Raw genomic sequence first — 17,623 nt, forward strand, 5'->3', positions numbered from 1 at the left:
AATTACACAAAATGAATATTACAACTTTCTTAGAAAAATTACAACAAACACCTGAAACAATTACTTTTCCTGAAACGATAGCAGTAATTGAAGAAAATTACGACTTTACTCCTACTGCTTTCCAAAACGGAAATACCCATAACGCTGCTGGAACTAATTCAGGTTCTTGCAAATTATTTGCTTTCGCCCAATTGCAAAACTTATCTCAAGCAGAAACATTAGCTTGTTTTGGTGCTTTTTACCGCGAGGAAGTTTTAGGCGAACCAGAAGGAACTAACCACCAAAACATCAGAAACTTTATGATTCATGGTTGGAACGGAATTCAATTTGAAGGAACTGCTTTAGTTTTAAAATAAAATTATTTTAGATTTCAGCGTGTAGATTTTAGCTTTCTACATTCTGATATCTAAAATCTAAAATCTAGAATCAAATGCGTTGGACTCTTAAACCCAAACCTTCGGAAGACAAAATCAAACATTTGGCACAAGCCTTAAATGTGGAAGAATTTGTAGCCCAATTATTAGTGCAACGCGGTATTGAAACTTTTGAAGACGCCAAACTATTTTTTCGTCCTTCATTAGACCATTTGCATGATCCTTATCTGATGAAAGATATGGAAAAAGCAATTGAACGCATTGAAAATGCCATTGAAAATCAAGAACGCATATTAGTTTTTGGCGACTATGATGTGGATGGAACAACGGCCGTTTCTCTTGTTTCTTCTTATTTAAAAAGTTTTTATCCCAATGTTGCCACCTATATTCCAGACCGTTATGACGAAGGTTATGGTGTTTCCTTTAAAGGAATTGACTTTGCGGATGACAATGGATTTTCATTAATTATTGCCTTAGATTGTGGTATCAAATCGATTGATCATGTCGCTTACGCAAAAGAGCGAAACATCGATTTCATCATTTGCGACCACCATAGACCAGGAGATACTTTACCAGAAGCTGTTGCGGTACTTGACCCAAAAAGAGCCGATTGTAACTATCCGTATGATGAATTGTGTGGTTGCGGAATTGGCTTTAAATTAATTCAGGCTTTAGGTTTAAATAGAAATCAAACCATTGAAGATTTAGCACCTTATCTCGATTTGGTTGCTACCGCTATTGCCGCCGACATCGTTCCAATGACAGGTGAAAATCGAGTATTAGCCTATTTTGGTTTGCAAGTGATTAACAACAATCCAAGACCTGGAATTAAAGCTTTAATACACCAAATAAAAAAACAGACGCTTGATATTACAGATGTTGTTTTTATTATTGCTCCCAGAATTAACGCTGCGGGACGCATCAAACATGGTAATCATGCTGTGGAATTATTGAGCGAATTTGATTTTGAACAAGCCCAACAATTTGCCTCTGAAATTGAACAATACAATGCCGACCGAAAAGATTTAGACAAACACATTACCAAAGAAGCTTTTCAGCAAATAATAGAAAATCAAGAACAAGAACGTTTTACCACGGTAGTTTTTCAAGAAGATTGGCACAAAGGCGTAATCGGAATTGTGGCTTCGCGATTAATAGAAACCTATTACCGTCCAACCTTAGTTTTTACAAAAAGTGGTAACAAATATGCTGCTTCGGCTCGATCGGTAAAAGGATTTGACGTTTATAATGCGCTGGAAGCCTGTTCGGAACATTTGGAGCAATTTGGCGGGCACATGTATGCAGCCGGAATGACGTTAAAAGCTGAAAATTATGCCGCTTTTAAAGAAGCTTTTGAAAAACAAGTACAAAAAACCATTCATCCCGACCAACTTATTCCTGAAATAGAAATTGATGCTGAAATTAACTTTTCGGACATTACACCAAAACTCAACCGAATCTTGAAACAATTCGAACCTTTTGGTCCTCTAAACATGACGCCTGTATTTTTAACTAAAGAGGTCGTTGATACTGGTTATGCAAAAAAACTAGGTTCAGAAGACGAACATTTAAAACTATTTGTAAAACAAAATAATTCCGAAGGCATTGCCGCTATAGGTTTTGGATTAGGAAACAAAATGGATGTAACTACCAATCAAAAACCATTTCAAATTGCCTATTGCATTGATGAAAACGAATGGAATGGTAAAACATCAATACAATTACGACTAAAAAGCATTCGATAATGACATCCAAAAAATTAGATAAAAAAGATCCTTACGCAGCCTTACGTTATAAAGAATTCAATACCTTTTTATTCCTTCGTTTTGCGATGGTATTTGCCTGGTCCATGCAATTTATTGTCATCGAATGGGAAGTATACAGCATTACTAAAGATGCCCTTTCTCTGGGAATCATCGGATTAATGGAAGTTATTCCAGCGGTTTCGCTGGCATTATTTGCTGGACATATTGTAGACCAAAAAGAGAAAAAAGGATTATTGATGAAATGTATTTTTGCCTTTTCAGTAATTAGTTTTGGTTTATTTCTACTAACCTGGCCTACCGTTGTTAAAGGTTATTCAAGCCAAATTATATTATACTGCATTTATTTTCTAGTGTTTTTAGGAGGATTGGTAAGAGCCTTTCTTGGACCAACTATTTTCTCGCTTTTATCTCTAATTGTTCCTAAAAAAGTATATCCTAATGCTGCTACTTGGAGCAGTACGGTTTGGCAAATAGGTTCGGTTGTAGGTCCAGCTGTTGCAGGATTTTCCATTACATTAATGGGGGTTCATTGGTCTCTATGTTTGGTTTTTGCCTGTTCGCTAATGGCCTTATTAGCCTTATCACAAATTAGTAAAAAACCAATTTTAAACCCAAAAATTGGCGAGCCTGTAATGCAAAGTTTAACTGAAGGAATCAAGTTTGTTTTCAATAATAAAACCGTTTTAGGAGCAATCACATTGGATATGGTTGCCGTACTTTTTGGTGGTGCCGTAGCCCTATTACCAGTTTTCGCACAAGATATTCTAAAAGTTGGACCTGAAGGTTTTGGTTTTTTAAGAGCCGCACCAGCAGTGGGAGCTTTCTTGACTATGTTAATTACTGCTTATGTCCCTTTAAGTAAAAATGCGGGAATGAAACTTTTAGGAGCCATTTTTGGTTTCGGAGTGTGCATTATTATTTTTGGACTCTCAACCTGGTTTTGGATTTCGCTTTTTGCTTTATTTTTTAGTGGTGTTTTTGATGGGATTTCGGTAGTTATACGTCAAACCATATTACAAATTAAAACACCCGACAATATGCGCGGAAGAGTTTCAGCAGTAAATTCGATGTTTGTGGGCTCATCAAACGAATTAGGAGCATTTGAAAGCGGACTAACTGCTCGATTAATGGGAACTGTTACAGCAGTAGTATTTGGAGGAAGTATGACTCTATTAATTGTTATGACAACGGGTATTATTTCGCCATCTTTTAGAAGATTAGATTTGACAAAAGATATTGAGGAACATGAAAAAGAAGAATAATCTTAAACAAAACTAACTCACTAATCAATTAACACATAGCGTGTTAAAGAATTACCCTATAAAAGGATATAATTTGGTATTAAAAAAGCATTCTTAACAATAATTTAATCTAAGTCAACTACTTTTAAAGTACTTTCAAAGTTTTTAAAGGTAAAAAATGAGTTTTAAATCAAAAATTAATGCGGTAAGAAGAAAAATTACACGCAGTTTAACTAAAAATATTGGAACTACTAAATTGGATAAAAACCGAAATAGTAGTTCGGAAATAGATTTTAAAAATGTGTTAATCTGTCGTCCCAACCATCGTTTGGGAAATTTATTACTCATCACTCCGTTAGTTCAAGAAATCAATACTACTTTTCCCAATTGTAAAATTGATATTTTCATAAAAGGAGGTTTAGGACCTATCGTTTTTAAAAACTATCCTTCGGTTGAAAATTTCATTGTTTTACCAAGAAAACCTTTTAAAAATCTCTTAAAATACTTTCAAGTTTGGTTAAAAATCAAAAAAAAGAAATACGATTTAGTCATTAACATCGACAAAGGATCTTCTTCGGGACGTATGTCTACACAATTGGCTAATGCTGATTATAAATTCTTTGGAGAATTAAACGACGAAATCGTTAAAAATCATAGTGATTATAAACACATGGCGAAATATCCTATCTACGAATTACGCCATTATTTAAACCAACTTGGTCTAGCAAACCAAAATAAAGAAATCCCAACCATCAATATTAAAATTAGCGAAGAAGAACTAAAAGATGCCAAATCTATTTTAGATCAAATTGTTCAAAATGACAAAAAAACAATTTCCATTTTTACTTTTGCTACTGGAGCTAAATGTTATTGTATCGAATGGTGGAATATCTTTTATGAAAAATTAGTCACTGCTTTCCCTGACTATAATATTGTAGAGGTTTTACCTGTAGAAAATGTTTCACAAATTGGCTTTAAAGCACCATCTTTTTATAGTAAAGATGTACGTGAAATAGCTGCTTTTATTGCTAGTACCGAAGTTTTTATCGGTGCCGATAGTGGAATTATGCATTTGGCCTGTGCTTCTCAAACTCCGGTTTTAGGATTATTTTCGGTAACAATTCCCGAAAAATATGAACCTTATGGCAACAATAGCCTAGCCATTGACACCAAGACAACTAGTGCCGATGCAATAATTGCACTTATTAAAACACGTCTGACTTAGTTCTACTTTATTTTTTTACTATTTTTATTTAGAATTAATATAAATAAATAATTATATTTGTTTCATATAGTAGAAAATATGGAACAAATACATCAAATCTATCTCAACAGCCTGGGAATAACTTTTTACTGGGAAAAAGAAGAAGGCAAAATACCAAACCGAATACAACTTATCTTTAAGGAAATTGGTTTGTTTTTTACCGTTCCTGAACTAAAGGATTTTAACTATTTAATTGACGAAAGTATTGCAAAAAACAATTGTTGCGAAAATTGCAATTTGAATTCTAATTGCAAATTTCTATTAAAAACACCTTTGTATCCACTAGATTTATCGGTTTCTATGAACGAACTGAAAGATATTAAAGATCTGGTTTATGGAACTTTGTTCAAAATTCAAATGGAAATGTATCTTAACGAAGAAGGAAGAAACTAATTTTCGAAAGTTTTTAGTTCAAATTTTTCGCCGTCAAAAACACCATAGGTAAAATACGAAATCCAATCGCCTAGATTGACATATTGGGAATTATTGCCAAGCGGATGAATCATTGGTAAATGACGATGTCCAAAAACCAAATAATTATAATGTTTGGTCTCCAGTTTTCGTTTGGCATACAAAATCAACCATTCCTTATCTTCTCCAAGAAACTTTACATCCGATTCGCCCGAAATTAACTTGTTTTTAACCGAAAGATATTGTGCCAAACGCACTCCAATATCGGGGTGCAACCATCGGAAAAGCCATTTAGAAAAAGGATTAGTAAATACTTTTTTCATACGTTTGTAACCCAAATCCCCAGGACCTTTTCCGTCGCCATGACCTATGAGAAAAGTTTTTCCACTAAAAGTAAATTCTTGATTATCATGATAAACAGGAATATTCAATTCTTTTTGGAAATAATCATCCATCCATAAATCGTGATTTCCTACGAAAAAATATATTGGAATTCCGCTATCGCGAATTTCGGCTAGTTTGCCTAAAACACGTACAAAACCTTTAGGAACAACGGTTTTATATTCGAACCAAAAATCAAATAAATCACCTAAAAGAAAAATAGCTTCGGCATCTTTTTTCACTTCGTCAAGCCAAGCCACAAATTTTTGTTCTCTGGGAAAACTTAATTCAGCCGTGGGTGCTCCAAAATGTTGATCAGATGCGAAATATATTTTTTTCATAGAAGAAGTTATGAGTTAGGGGTAATAAGTTATGCGTTTAGACAAAAACAATTCAACGACTAACGCTTAACCTATATCTTTTTAGAGATTATCACTAGCAAACCATTCGGCAAATGAGGATTCTGTTTCTTGTAGTTTTAAAGAAAAGAGCTTGATTCCATCAGGCAATCTACGAACGATTCTTTGAGCAAAATCAACAACCATATTCTCACTTGTAGGTTGATAATCAACTAAAATAACGTGATGACCGCGATTTTTTAATTCCTGAGCCAACTCCACATGAGGTGTTGTTTCGTTAAAAACAGTAGCATGATCAAACTGGTCTACAATCTCTTCTTTGACAATTTTTTTCAAATCAGAAAAGTCAATAACCATTCCGAATTTCACATCATTTCTATTCGTAATTGGTTTACCAATAACGGTTACTGACAATTTATAACTATGACCGTGTACGTTTTTACATTTTCCGTCATAACCATATAATGCATGACCAGTTTCGAAACTAAATTGTTTTGTAATTCGGATATTACTCATTGTAGATTTATTTTGACTGCAAATTTAAGGAATTGATATGAGAAATGACTTGAAAATTGTTTGTTTGAAAATTCACAGCTTTCTAGCCCTGATGGTAGCGGCATCCTTTATTGTCAGGGTTTGACAATAAAGATATAGCGGACAGCAGGAATAGCTTCAAATAAAAAAAGACTATTTTTTGAATTGTTCCAATGCTTTCCTAGTAAAATCAGATAAAACCAATTTTCCTGTGATAGCGGCTCTTTCTACTAAAAGGGTTTCCCAATTTTCGGTTCCTTCCCAAATAATGCTCTTCATTTCTGTTAATGCATCTAAATTATAGGAAGCTAATTTAGTTGCAAAGTCGCTCACAGTGGCGTCTAATAATTCAGTTGTTTCAAGAACCTCGGCATACAAACCTTTTTGCAGTGCCCAAGCTGCCGATTTCCATTCGTGAGCTGCCAAAGTCATCTCGGTCATGGCTGTTTTGCCAATTTTTCTACTCACGGCAGGTTCAATAACAAAAGGTCCGATACCGATGGCCAGTTCGGATAACTTAATCGATGCATTTGCAGTGGCAAAAACATAATCGCAGGCAGCAGCAATACCTACTCCACCCCCAACAGCTTTACCCTGAACGCGTCCAATAATTAGTTTAGAACAACGGCGCATGGCATTAATTAAATGGGCAAAACCAGAAAAAAATGCCAATCCTTCTTCCCGATTTGAAACTTCCAAAAGTTCATCAAAAGAGGCTCCGGCACAAAATGCCCCAGTTCCTTTGCTTTTTAAAACAAGTATAGAAACAGCTTTATTCTCGCTTATACTATTGATTTCTGAAGTTAATGAATCCAATAGAGAACGCGGAAAAGAATTACTCGCCGGATGTCCAAACTCAACCGTAGCAATTTTATTTTCTATAGTAGTGATTATTGAACCCAAAGTATTTTGCGTATTCATAAAGTAGTTTTTAGGTAAAGTTAAAAATATTCAACGGAAACAATAGTTTTTTCAAAAGTTGTTTTTTGAATCTGATAAAATACTATATTTGCCAAGCATTGGGGGATTAGCTCATTTGGCTAGAGCGCTACGCTGGCAGCGTAGAGGCGACCGGTTCGAATCCGGTATTCTCCACAAAAAAAGTCTTAAACAGCAATTGTTTAAGACTTTTTTATTTATAGAATTTGTTTCAATTATTTCTCCTTACAATCCACTTTTGAAAATTTATATTTTACATTTTCAAAATCTATTGGTTCGCCTTTAACAAAATAAGTAGCCCCCATAGTAGTTTCCATTTTTCCATTACCTAAAATAAGTTCATCTCCTTTTTTCAAAAAAGCCATTGGGTTTTTGTATGTAATTTTATCATTTCCTTGGTTGATGAAAGTATAACTCACAAACAAAGTATCACCATGGAAATCTCCAAAAAATTCTCCAATCTTACTCGGTAATAAATCCAGTTTCATAGTCATATCACCCGAAATCTTTCCACTTTCCATCGTGTTGATTTTTAAATCAATCGTATCTTTATCGTATAGTGCTTTATAGCAATCTGTACTCACCACTACATCTGGTTTTAACTTAGCTTCCTTTTCCGCTTTTTTTTCCGAATCTTTTTTACAACTTTCTAAACCAAAACAAAGGAACAACAAACAAAACACACCTATATTTTTCATACTATTCTATTTTAAAATGGTTAATATATCATCCACTAAAATACAACTAATGAATTATTTAATCACCCTAAAAAAATAATTTATTATAATTTTATGGTTTTTGTTTTCCCGTTGTAAGTCACTGTTTTATCCAAAGTTGATGAAGATGCCGAATTTTTAACCAATACAAGCTTGAAAGTTCTGCTAGCAATCATTCCTTTAAAACTTCCTTCTCTTTTTCCAATCGTTAAGGTTCGAGTTTTATCGTTCCATTTAAAAGTAATAGTCGAATAAGCTCCTTTTTCATAATTATAATTGTCATTTTCATCTTCATACAAAGTGAACTCACCATTAGCTCCAGGAAACACACGGATTTCTAAATTATCCCATTTCTTTTCCGTTGCATACTGCACTTTGGGTCCAAATGGAATGATACTACCTGATTTAATGAATAATGGAATCTCGTCAATTGTTGTAACCTTGGTTATTTCCTGTCCACCTTTAAAAGTCTCGTTTGTCCAAAAATCGAACCAGGATGTTCCTTCCGGCAAATACACTTTAGTTGATTTGGCCTGACCAAAAGTAGCCGCTTGGGTTTTAGCAACATCAGTATCCTCATTTTTATTCCAGCCTGTTTCTTCATTTGATTTTACAATAGTCTCAGGTGTATATTGTGCATGAACAACAGGTGCAACTAAAATTGATTTACCAAATAGATACTCATTATTCATGTCAACCACTTTCTTATCATCGAAATCCATTACCAAAGCACGCATCATCGTCGATTGTCCATTTGTAATATCCCAAGAAGCGGAATAAATGTATGGCAACAATGAATAACGCAAATCAATTGTTTTAACTATTGCATCAAAAATAATGTCTCCTTTTTTACCAAAATTGTATATTTCTCTAGGAATATCTGTTCCATGTGAACGCATCATAGGGGTAAATGCACCAAACTGCATCCAGCGTACATACAATTCCTGAAATGATGGATTCTTAGTTCCGTCACCCCATCCTTTTTTGTAAGCACCTGCAAAAAAACCTCCAATATCCGTATTCCAATATGGAATGGCACTCATAGAAAAGTTTAGACCAGCCGGAATCTGATTGCGTAAGGATTGCCAGGACGAATTCACATCACCTGACCAGGTATTCGCTCCATAACGTTGTTGTCCTGCAAAAGCAGAACGTGTAAGAATAAAGATTCGCTTATCTGAACTTTCTGCGCGTTGGTGTTCAGAAACACCTCCTACAGTCATCAATGGAAAAGCATTTCGCACTTTTCTAAATGAACCCAAATAGGTTTTAACATCAAAATCAGAAGGTTTGAAATCCATATGATCCGGCTCTGATGAATCGATCCACCAACCATCAATACCTACAGAAAAAAGACCTTTACTTAAATACTTCCAATAGATATTACGAGCTTCAGGATTATACGGATCATAAGGCTGAACACCTGATGGATAGTCCCGATTTGGAGGCCATGATTCTACTCCAGATTGCGGCCAAGTACCAAAATTTAAAAGCATCCCTTTTGGTTGCATTTCTCGGAATTGCTTAGTTTGTGGCCCAAATGAATTCCAAATAGAAATAATAACATGTGCATTCATGTTGTGAATATCATCCACCATTTTCTTTGGGTTAGGAAATTCAATGTTGAGAAATTCCATAGCATTCCACAAATAATTGTTCCCCCAATATTGCCAATCCTGAATAATTCCGTCCAGTGGCACTCCTAGTTCGCGATATTTACTCACTACACCTACCAATTCATCCTGGCTCTTATAGCGCTCCTTACTTTGCCAATATCCAAATGTCCATAACGGAAACATAGGAGCTTGTCCGGTTAGTTCACGCATACCCGCAATAGCACCATCAATATTTCCGCCAAGCATAAAATAATAATCGATGCAATCGCCTACTTCCGATTTAAAAGATGTAACTTTTGGTTTATCTTCAAAAACGGTTGGTGAGTAATTGTCCCAAAACAATCCGTAACCTTTAGTAGATACAAGAAAAGGAACATAATCATCTAAGTTTCCTTGTACCATATTGATTTTAGCATTACGCAGCGATAATTTTCCACGTTGTTGTTGCCCTAAACCATAAATAGTTTCGTCTTCATCTAAGGTAAAATCTTGATTGATGCTATACGTTTTAGAACCTGCATCATTAAAATCGGTAAAAGTTGCGCCTGATGCTGCCTCGTTTAAAAGAGATGCTCCGGCAAGAGTATTAAAGGATATCTTACCCGATTTCAAATCAACGTCCACTTTCATTTTATCGCTTTTTAACGAAACGATATCTCCTTTTTGTTGCATTGTGAATTTTGTGCTTTCTGCCTTTTTGATAACAGATAAACTCTCTTTTTTGAAAGCAACTCCTTCAGGTGATTTTAAAACACGAACAATTGTTGGACTGTAAAATTGGACTTCAACATCGAGTGCCTGAATTTTTGTTTTTATCCCCAGAGCTGTTTTTTGAAAACTTTGAGCTACTAAAGACGAAAAAGAAAACATCGCAAGCAATAACATATACTTGCAGTTTCTACTCAGAAATGCATTTTTCATTTGGTTAAATTTTTTAGTTAATCAATAAAGAACCAAAGCTAAATCTATTCACTTAAAAGCATAGGTACGATATGTTGTTTTCATGGGTACATTTCGTTGTTTATTCCTTTATAGTAACTCATTATCACAATTTTTTTCTTTTTGCGTATACTTTGAAGGACTCACTCCAAAAGCCTCCTTAAAGTATTTACTAAAATATTTCTGCGTATTAAAACCTACTTTTTCGGATACCTCAGCTACGGAATAGTGTCCCTGAATTAATAGTTGAGCGGCTCGTTTTAATCTAATGGAACGAATAAATTCCGAAGGAGCCAATCCCGTAATAGATTGCAGTTTTTTGTACAATACCGTTCTATCCATTCCTAAATCCTGACTGAATTCCTGAACAGAATAAGAAGCATTATCCATATTTTTTTCCAGCCATTCAAATGCCTTTTCGATTAACTGTTCATCAAGTGATGTTATGGTAATCTCTTTTGGGTTTACTTCTAATTTTTGAGAAAAAGTAGCTTGACGAAGGTTCTTCTGCGCAATCAGTTTCTCTATTCGAAGCAACAAAATATCGAGATTAAAGGGTTTAGACAAATACTCGTCAGCTCCGGATTGATAACCTGTAATTTTGAGCTCTTCGGAGGAACGAGCGGTTAATAAAATTACCGGAATATGTGAAGTTTGCAAATTGGATTTTATGCTTTCGCATAATTCAAAGCCATTTACTTTAGGCATCATCACATCGCTTATAATCAAATCAGGAGTTATTGACAAAGCCATTTCTATACCTACTTCACCATCAGCTGCTTCAAAAACTTTGTATGTATTAGCTAACTCATTCACGAGAAAAGACCTTAAATCCTCATTATCTTCCACTACCAGAATTTTCTCTTTTCTTACATCTGCTTGCAAACTTTGATTCTCAGTTAAAAGCTTTGAATCTGTATTTTTTACTTCCAAATCTGTTTTTAACGGAACAAGATGAGTTGGAATTGTTATTGTAAATACTGTTTTTACATTGGGCTCACTCGTTACCATAATTTCTCCCGAATGCAATTCTACATATTCTTTTACTAAATGCAAGCCAATGCCACTTCCCCCTTGAGTTGTTGTGGCTTGATAAAAACGTTCAAATAAATGCGGCATATCTTTATCAAGAATTCCCGAACCCGAGTCGATAACTTCTAAATGAACTGCATCCGCATTTTTTTGCAAAATACTAAGTTTTATAGTCCCTCCTTTTGGCGTAAACTTAAATGCATTCGACAATAAATTATTGATTACTTTATGTAATTTATCTTTATCAAAATACAGGAACAACTCCGAAACATTCGTTTGTATCGAAAATTCAATTTTTTTTTCCTGAGCTAATTTGCCAAATAATTCTTCAAATTGCGTTACAAAATCTACTAAATCTCCAAAAGTCAGATTCAGTTTTTCACCCGAAATTTCCAATCGTCTGAAATCTAATAACTGATTGACCAAATACTGCAAGTTTAGTGCATGTCGGTGAACTAACCTGATTCTTGATTCTAAGTTGGTTTCTTTTATTTCTTTTAAAATAGATTCCAGCGGGGTAATAATCAAGGTAAGCGGCGTACGAAATTCATGGCTCACATTGGTAAAAAAACTAAACTTCATTTCATTCAGTTTTTCTTCATTTTTCCTCATTATTTTTTGAGTGGTCCATTGTTTGTAATATCGCAAAGCGAAATAGAACAAGAACAAAACAATTGCCAGATATAAAAAATAGGCCAAGGGCGTTTTCCAAAAAGGCGGATGAACCACAATACTAATTTGAGAATATTCATCAGTCCATGTTCGACTATTGCTGGCAGTTTTAACCTTTAAAACATAGGTTCCCGGAGCCAAATTAGTATAAGTAGCACTTCCAGTTCCGTTTTTAGCAACAATTTCACGCCAATTATCATCAACTCCTTCTAGACGATAACGATAATACGTTTGCGTAGGATTTACATAATTGAGTGCCGAGAAATGAACCGTTATAAAATTCTGATTGTACTTCAATGCTAATTGCGAACTTAAAGCAACTGCATTCTTCAATATGGTATTTCCATCATAGGATGTTCCCACTTTTACTTCATTACCAAAAAGCGTTAAACCTGTAAACAATGGTTTTTGTAATTGCTTTAAATCCCAAGGTTTTTTTAAATCAATAACATTAAAACCATTTACACCTCCCAGGAATAGCTTTTCGCTTTCATCGGTATAAATAGCATTAGAAACAAATTCATTTTCAATCACTCCATCATAATGATTGAAATTAGCAATGGTAAAATCAAGTTGTTTTCCTTTGTTATCTACGGTAATTTGAGAAACACCGGCAGCAGTTGTAACCCATATCCTTCCTTGCTTGTCTTCTGCAATAGCTTTAATACTATTATTGACCATACCATCGTCAGTGTAGAGTGTATGCAATTCTTTTTTAAGGGGATCCCAAACATTTAATCCATCCTGAGTACCCAGCCAAACAATCCCACGACTGTCTTTAAAAACACAGCTATGATGCTGTTTTTCATTTTTCAAAAGTTTATTAAAAGTTTGACTAATGCGGTGCGTTGTATAATGATATTCAAATAATCCTGCGTCACTTATCCCTATAAAAGTCTGCTTCCCAAAAGGAATCAATTGAGAAACAGAGCGCAATCTTTCCCCATTTAACTTCAATTGCAACAACTGAGCATTTCCAGTTGCTGCATTAAATGCTACTAATCCTTCGGTTGTTGCCAGTAAAAATTGATTTGCTGATTGCTCAACAATGTTTCGGCAATGATATTCTAACCCAATAGGTTTTATCTGATTGTTTTGCAAACAATACAATCCTTTATTCTGTGTACATATCCATATTCGATTTTGGGAATCTTTAGTCATCGAAATACAATCCACATCGGCTGGCAAACCAGCTAAAATAGAAAGACTTGACTTTTGAGAATTATAGCTATACAATCCATTTCTAGTTCCTACTAGGATGGTATTCGATACAGTTGCTGCAAAACAGTTTATATTAACATCCTTATCCTGAGTGTCAAAAAATGTTTTACCAATATTTTTAAATTTAAAGCGATCCGGATGATAATACAACAATCCATGATTAAAGGTTCCAATCCAAAGTCCACCTTGTGAATCATTATAAAGTGTGCTGGCTTCAGTATGTATGAGCGTTCCATCAACCAATTTAAAAGAGGGTATAAATTGTTTCTCTTTTCCATTTTTATTAACAAACCACAATCCATTGGCACAACTTACCCATAAATTCCCCTTATTATCGACTGAGACTGTATTCAACCAATAATCAGTTTGAAGTATAGTTCTGAAGGTTTTTTTACGAATATCATAAGCTTTCATTATTCCACCTCCACCATTTCGAATTTGATAAAGAAAATCATTGGACTGAACCACTAACAAAGTATTGTTGTATTGATTAGGATTTTCCTTGGCTAAAGAATTCGTTTGATACAACTCCTTAGTGGTATCCAAATCGTAACAGACCATTAATCCATTTTTATAAAACAGAAAAAGCTGTTTCTGGATTACTGCAACATCATAAAGTTGATTTTTTATTCCATTGGGACGGGAAACATTTTGAAGAAAAACAGTAGTCTTTGCGTTTTTGGCGTTTCGAAACAATAGCTTATCGGAAGAAGTAAGTACCCAATAATTGTGATAAGAGTCCAGAAAAAAATCAGCAATTGGTTCACTTATTCCTATCGAAGACAAAACCTTTTCAGGATTTTGCACAAAATGTTCTTGCTTAATGTCAATTAGCATCAACTTTCCTTTGTCTTTTATCCACATGTAATCTTTGTCCACATAACCGTGGTGAAATCCAGTATAGGCTGTTAAGGGATAAATTGTATTGCCTTTTTGATGTAAATATTTAAAGGAGGTTCCATCATAAATATTGGTTACTCCTTCAGTAGTGACAATCATTCTTCCATCCTGAAGTTGCGAAATAGTACGCACCCTATTATCCGAAAGTCCTTCTTTGCTATCCACAGCCGTAAACACAAAAGATTGCTGTGCAGTTGCATCAAAACAACAACACAACAATCCTAGTAAAAGTAAACGGCTAAAATAGTTTTTCATATTTTTTTAGTAGGTTCGAAGATATAAAAATCAATCTTTTGGAAGCATTTTTAAATCAACTACGGTTCTAAAACCCACATGATTAGAACTCGAACCATCTGCTAATCCCATTCGGGCTGAAATTCTGAAACTAGAACAATAGGATTCATTACACAAAAAAGAACCTCCTTTTATCACTCTTTCTTTCTCATAAGGATTATTTGGATTAAAAGCTTCCGAAGCCCCTTGTGGATTGAAGCTTGTTTTTCCTGTTGCATATAATTCTTGGTAATAATTGGTATTGTACCAGTCCTGAGTAAACTCCCAAACATTTCCAGATAAATCATAAATTCCTAAAGAATTAGGCGGAAAAGATTTTACTGCCGCTAAAAAAGCATAACCATCTTGATTGCTGTTGCTATTTGGAAAATTTCCTTGCCAGGTATTGGCTTCCATCTCTAATTTTGATTTGTCATTTCCCCAAGTATATATCGCATTTTTTAAATTACCCATGGCTGCTAATTCCCATTCGGCTTCTGTGGGTAATCTACGATTGGCCCATTTGCAATAGGCTTGAGCATCTTCAAAAGAGATATGAACTACTGGATAATTTTCTTTTCCTATTATATCCGATCCCTTTCCTTCGGGATGTCTCCAGTTAGCTCCAACTACCCATTTCCACCACTGGCGAAAATCCATATAATTAGTCACATTTTTTACCTTCGAATTAAAAACTAAAGAACCCGGTTGCAGTAATGAATCAGCTGGTTTAGCCGTATCTTCAGGCAAACTTTTCTTGAATTCCTCCCATTCAATAGGTCTTTCGGCAGTAGTTACATAATGTGTTTCGGATACAAATTTTTCAAAACTAGCATTGGTTACTTCAGTTACATCTATAAAAAAACCATCTATGGCAACGCTATGCGCTGGTTTTTCTTGTTCCAATGCCAATCGGTCGTTTTCTTTTGCTCCCTGCGTAAAAGTATTTCCAGGCACCCAAACCATGTCTACAGGTGTAATTACATCTTCTGGCTTTTCTACAATTATTTCCTGTTTCTTTTGACAAGCACAAACTACTAGCAATAAAAAACCAATCCAACATTTATGAACTTTGATCATGAAAAATAAATTAAATATAACTTTGTTAAAAAAAGAATGTAACAAAGCTACACTTTTCATTCCAATTCAAGTAACAAAACTGATTGTGCCTCAATAGTAATTTCTGTTTCCAAATTAATCCGTTTTCCTGACAAAACATCCTTACCCAATTTGAAATCTTTTATGTTTTCCTGAAAACGCTTCGGATTGATGATACTTGGAATCAAATTATTATTCAAAACAACCATTACGGTTTTAGTATCCGAATATCTAAAATAAACATAGACGTTGTTTTCAGGGACATAATGGGTCATTTTTCCAAAATGTACGGCGTCATTCGTTTTTCTCCATTGGAACAATTTTGAAGTAAAATCAAAAAATTGTTGTTGCTCTGCGGTTCTTCCTGTTTTAGTAAAAGCATTGTTTGCATCGTCTTTCCATCCTCCGGGGAAATCCAATCGAATGGCTCCATCACCTTCGTTTTTATTTCCAGCCATTCCAATTTCAGAACCATAATACAACTGCGGAATTCCTCTAACCGTAGCAAGAATTGTCATAGCCATTTGGTATTTTTTGAAGTCTTTTTTATAAATTTCATTAAAACGCTGCGTGTCATGATTTTCTGCAAAAATCATAATATTATTGGCATTTGGATATAAAAAATCATTAGTAAAATTATCATAAATATTGATGAGTCCTTTGTCCCAAGCCGACTGATTTTCATTAAACACATTGGCTAAGGTTTCCATCAAAGTAAAATCCATAACACCGGGTAAATGGGAATTGTAGTTTTGAATAGCGGCCAGTTTACTGTCTTTTTGCCAATAAGCCATTTGTGCTTGATCGTGCATCCAGACTTCGCCCACAATATTAAAATTCGGGTATTCATCAGTAATGGCTTTAGTCCATTTGGCAATTCCTTCTTTGTCATTATAAGAATAAGTATCCACCCGAAACCCGTCCAAATCAGCATATTCAATCCACCAAATCGCATTTTGAATTAAATAATTTAATACTAATGGGTTGGATTGGTTCAAATCGGGCATGGATTTTACAAACCAGCCGTCCACGCACATTTTAGTGTCAATTTGGGATGCATGAGTATCAAATTGTGTGGTCATTCTATAATTAGTTTGTGCATATCCTGGAAATTGATGAATCCAATCATAAGTAGGTAAATCATTTATCATCCAGTGAGCCGTTCCCCAATGATTCGTCACATAATCCATGATAAGCTTCATCTTTCTTTCATGCAAAGCTGAAGACAATTTCAGATACTCTTCATTCGTTCCATAACGGGAATCTATTTGATACAAATCCGATTGGGCATAACCATGATAAGAACCTTGAGCATCATTGTCTTCGCAAAGCGGTGTTGGCCAAAGCGCAGTAACTCCTAATTCTTGGAGGTAATCCAAATTTTGAATAATCCCTTCAATATCTCCTCCGTGTCTTCCTGATGGATTCGTTCGACTTGCTTTTTCAGCTAATGTTTTTACTATGTCATTATTGGGATTTCCATTCGCAAAACGATCGGGCATTATTAAATAAATCAAATCCGAAGCATCGTAACTTTTGCGTAAAGCAGCATTTACTTTTCGTTGCTTTAAAGTATATTTTTTAGTAAAAACGACTTTTTTATTCTTCGAAAAAGAAAAAACAAAATCCTGAGCCGAACTATTTTTTGTGTCAATAGTGACAAAAACATAATTGGGATTCTCTGTTTTTTGGACGGATTTAATTGTAATTCCATTGGAAACTGAAACTTCATTTTCAGCAATATTTTTCCCGTAAAATAAAATCTGTAACTCAGGATTATGCATTCCTGCGTACCAAAAAGGAGGTTCTACTCTTTGTATTTGAGACCAACTATTTATCGAAATAAAAACCAATAAAAGAAGGCTCCACTTTGATAACTTATTCATT

At 34.6% G+C, this 17,623-nt stretch carries 13 protein-coding genes and 1 tRNA gene; 6 read left to right on the forward strand and 8 right to left on the reverse strand.

Annotation, left to right across the window (positions count from 1 at the left end; translation table 11 throughout):
• The first annotated feature begins 11 nt into the window (after nucleotides 1–11).
• The 5 genes from AC4FRF_RS01970 to AC4FRF_RS01990 all read left to right on the forward strand — a co-directional run bounded on the left by AC4FRF_RS01970 (nucleotide 12) and on the right by AC4FRF_RS01990 (nucleotide 5,038).
• A complete protein-coding gene (locus AC4FRF_RS01970) occupies nucleotides 12–356 on the forward strand; it encodes a HopJ type III effector protein (protein WP_491157764.1) in 345 nt (114 codons plus the stop codon).
• 74 nt (nucleotides 357–430) lie between these two features.
• On the forward strand, nucleotides 431–2,119 hold the full coding sequence (gene recJ / locus AC4FRF_RS01975; protein ID WP_491157765.1) for a single-stranded-DNA-specific exonuclease RecJ: 1,689 nt from the start codon (nucleotides 431–433) through the stop codon (nucleotides 2,117–2,119).
• Nucleotides 2,119–3,402 (forward strand): MFS transporter, encoded by a 1,284-nt coding sequence (locus tag AC4FRF_RS01980; RefSeq protein ID WP_491157766.1) that lies wholly within the window; start codon nucleotides 2,119–2,121, stop codon nucleotides 3,400–3,402. The genes recJ and AC4FRF_RS01980 overlap by 1 nt, the downstream gene beginning before the upstream one ends.
• Before the next feature lie 157 nt (nucleotides 3,403–3,559).
• A complete protein-coding gene (locus AC4FRF_RS01985; RefSeq protein ID WP_491157767.1) occupies nucleotides 3,560–4,606 on the forward strand; it encodes a glycosyltransferase family 9 protein in 1,047 nt (348 codons plus the stop codon).
• Between the two features lie 78 nt (nucleotides 4,607–4,684).
• A complete protein-coding gene (locus AC4FRF_RS01990; RefSeq protein WP_491157768.1) occupies nucleotides 4,685–5,038 on the forward strand; it encodes a hypothetical protein in 354 nt (117 codons plus the stop codon).
• Here the strand turns inward: AC4FRF_RS01990 and AC4FRF_RS01995 are convergent.
• The 3 genes from AC4FRF_RS01995 to AC4FRF_RS02005 all read right to left on the reverse strand — a co-directional run bounded on the left by AC4FRF_RS01995 (nucleotide 5,035) and on the right by AC4FRF_RS02005 (nucleotide 7,251).
• The gene (locus tag AC4FRF_RS01995; RefSeq protein WP_491157769.1) at nucleotides 5,035–5,778 is read right to left on the reverse strand and encodes a UDP-2,3-diacylglucosamine diphosphatase; all 744 of its coding nucleotides are present in this window, start codon (nucleotides 5,776–5,778) and stop codon (nucleotides 5,035–5,037) included. The two genes, AC4FRF_RS01990 and AC4FRF_RS01995, sit on opposite strands and share 4 nt — an antisense overlap.
• A gap of 81 nt (nucleotides 5,779–5,859) precedes the next feature.
• Nucleotides 5,860–6,312, reverse strand: coding sequence for a 6-pyruvoyl trahydropterin synthase family protein (locus tag AC4FRF_RS02000; protein WP_491157770.1), 453 nt, complete (start codon nucleotides 6,310–6,312; stop codon nucleotides 5,860–5,862).
• 171 nt (nucleotides 6,313–6,483) lie between these two features.
• Nucleotides 6,484–7,251: an enoyl-CoA hydratase/isomerase family protein gene (locus tag AC4FRF_RS02005; protein WP_491157771.1), complete on the reverse strand. Its 768-nt coding sequence runs from the start codon at nucleotides 7,249–7,251 to the stop codon at nucleotides 6,484–6,486.
• A 100-nt stretch (nucleotides 7,252–7,351) separates the two neighbouring features.
• On the opposite strand from AC4FRF_RS02005, the gene AC4FRF_RS02010 reads away from it, so the two are divergent.
• Nucleotides 7,352–7,425: transfer RNA gene (locus AC4FRF_RS02010), tRNA-Ala, on the forward strand.
• A 59-nt stretch (nucleotides 7,426–7,484) separates the two neighbouring features.
• Here AC4FRF_RS02010 and AC4FRF_RS02015 read toward each other — a convergent pair.
• The 5 genes from AC4FRF_RS02015 to AC4FRF_RS02035 all read right to left on the reverse strand — a co-directional run bounded on the left by AC4FRF_RS02015 (nucleotide 7,485) and on the right by AC4FRF_RS02035 (nucleotide 17,622).
• Nucleotides 7,485–7,967, reverse strand: coding sequence for a hypothetical protein (locus AC4FRF_RS02015; RefSeq protein WP_491157772.1), 483 nt, complete (start codon nucleotides 7,965–7,967; stop codon nucleotides 7,485–7,487).
• 83 nt (nucleotides 7,968–8,050) lie between these two features.
• Nucleotides 8,051–10,522: a glycoside hydrolase family 31 protein gene (locus AC4FRF_RS02020; RefSeq protein ID WP_491157773.1), complete on the reverse strand. Its 2,472-nt coding sequence runs from the start codon at nucleotides 10,520–10,522 to the stop codon at nucleotides 8,051–8,053.
• Between the two features lie 108 nt (nucleotides 10,523–10,630).
• Entirely contained in the window at nucleotides 10,631–14,620 is a 3,990-nt protein-coding gene (locus AC4FRF_RS02025; RefSeq protein ID WP_491157774.1) for an ATP-binding protein, read from the reverse strand.
• A 30-nt stretch (nucleotides 14,621–14,650) separates the two neighbouring features.
• Nucleotides 14,651–15,718 carry a formylglycine-generating enzyme family protein gene (locus AC4FRF_RS02030; RefSeq protein WP_491157775.1) on the reverse strand — a complete coding sequence of 356 codons (1,068 nt, stop codon included), beginning with the start codon at nucleotides 15,716–15,718 and terminating at the stop codon, nucleotides 14,651–14,653.
• Nucleotides 15,719–15,774: 56 nt separating this feature from the next.
• The gene (locus tag AC4FRF_RS02035) at nucleotides 15,775–17,622 is read right to left on the reverse strand and encodes a glycoside hydrolase family 13 protein (RefSeq protein WP_491157776.1); all 1,848 of its coding nucleotides are present in this window, start codon (nucleotides 17,620–17,622) and stop codon (nucleotides 15,775–15,777) included.
• Nucleotide 17,623: the final 1 nt, after the last annotated feature.

The sequence above is a fragment of the Flavobacterium sp. ST-158 genome, from assembly GCF_058309975.1.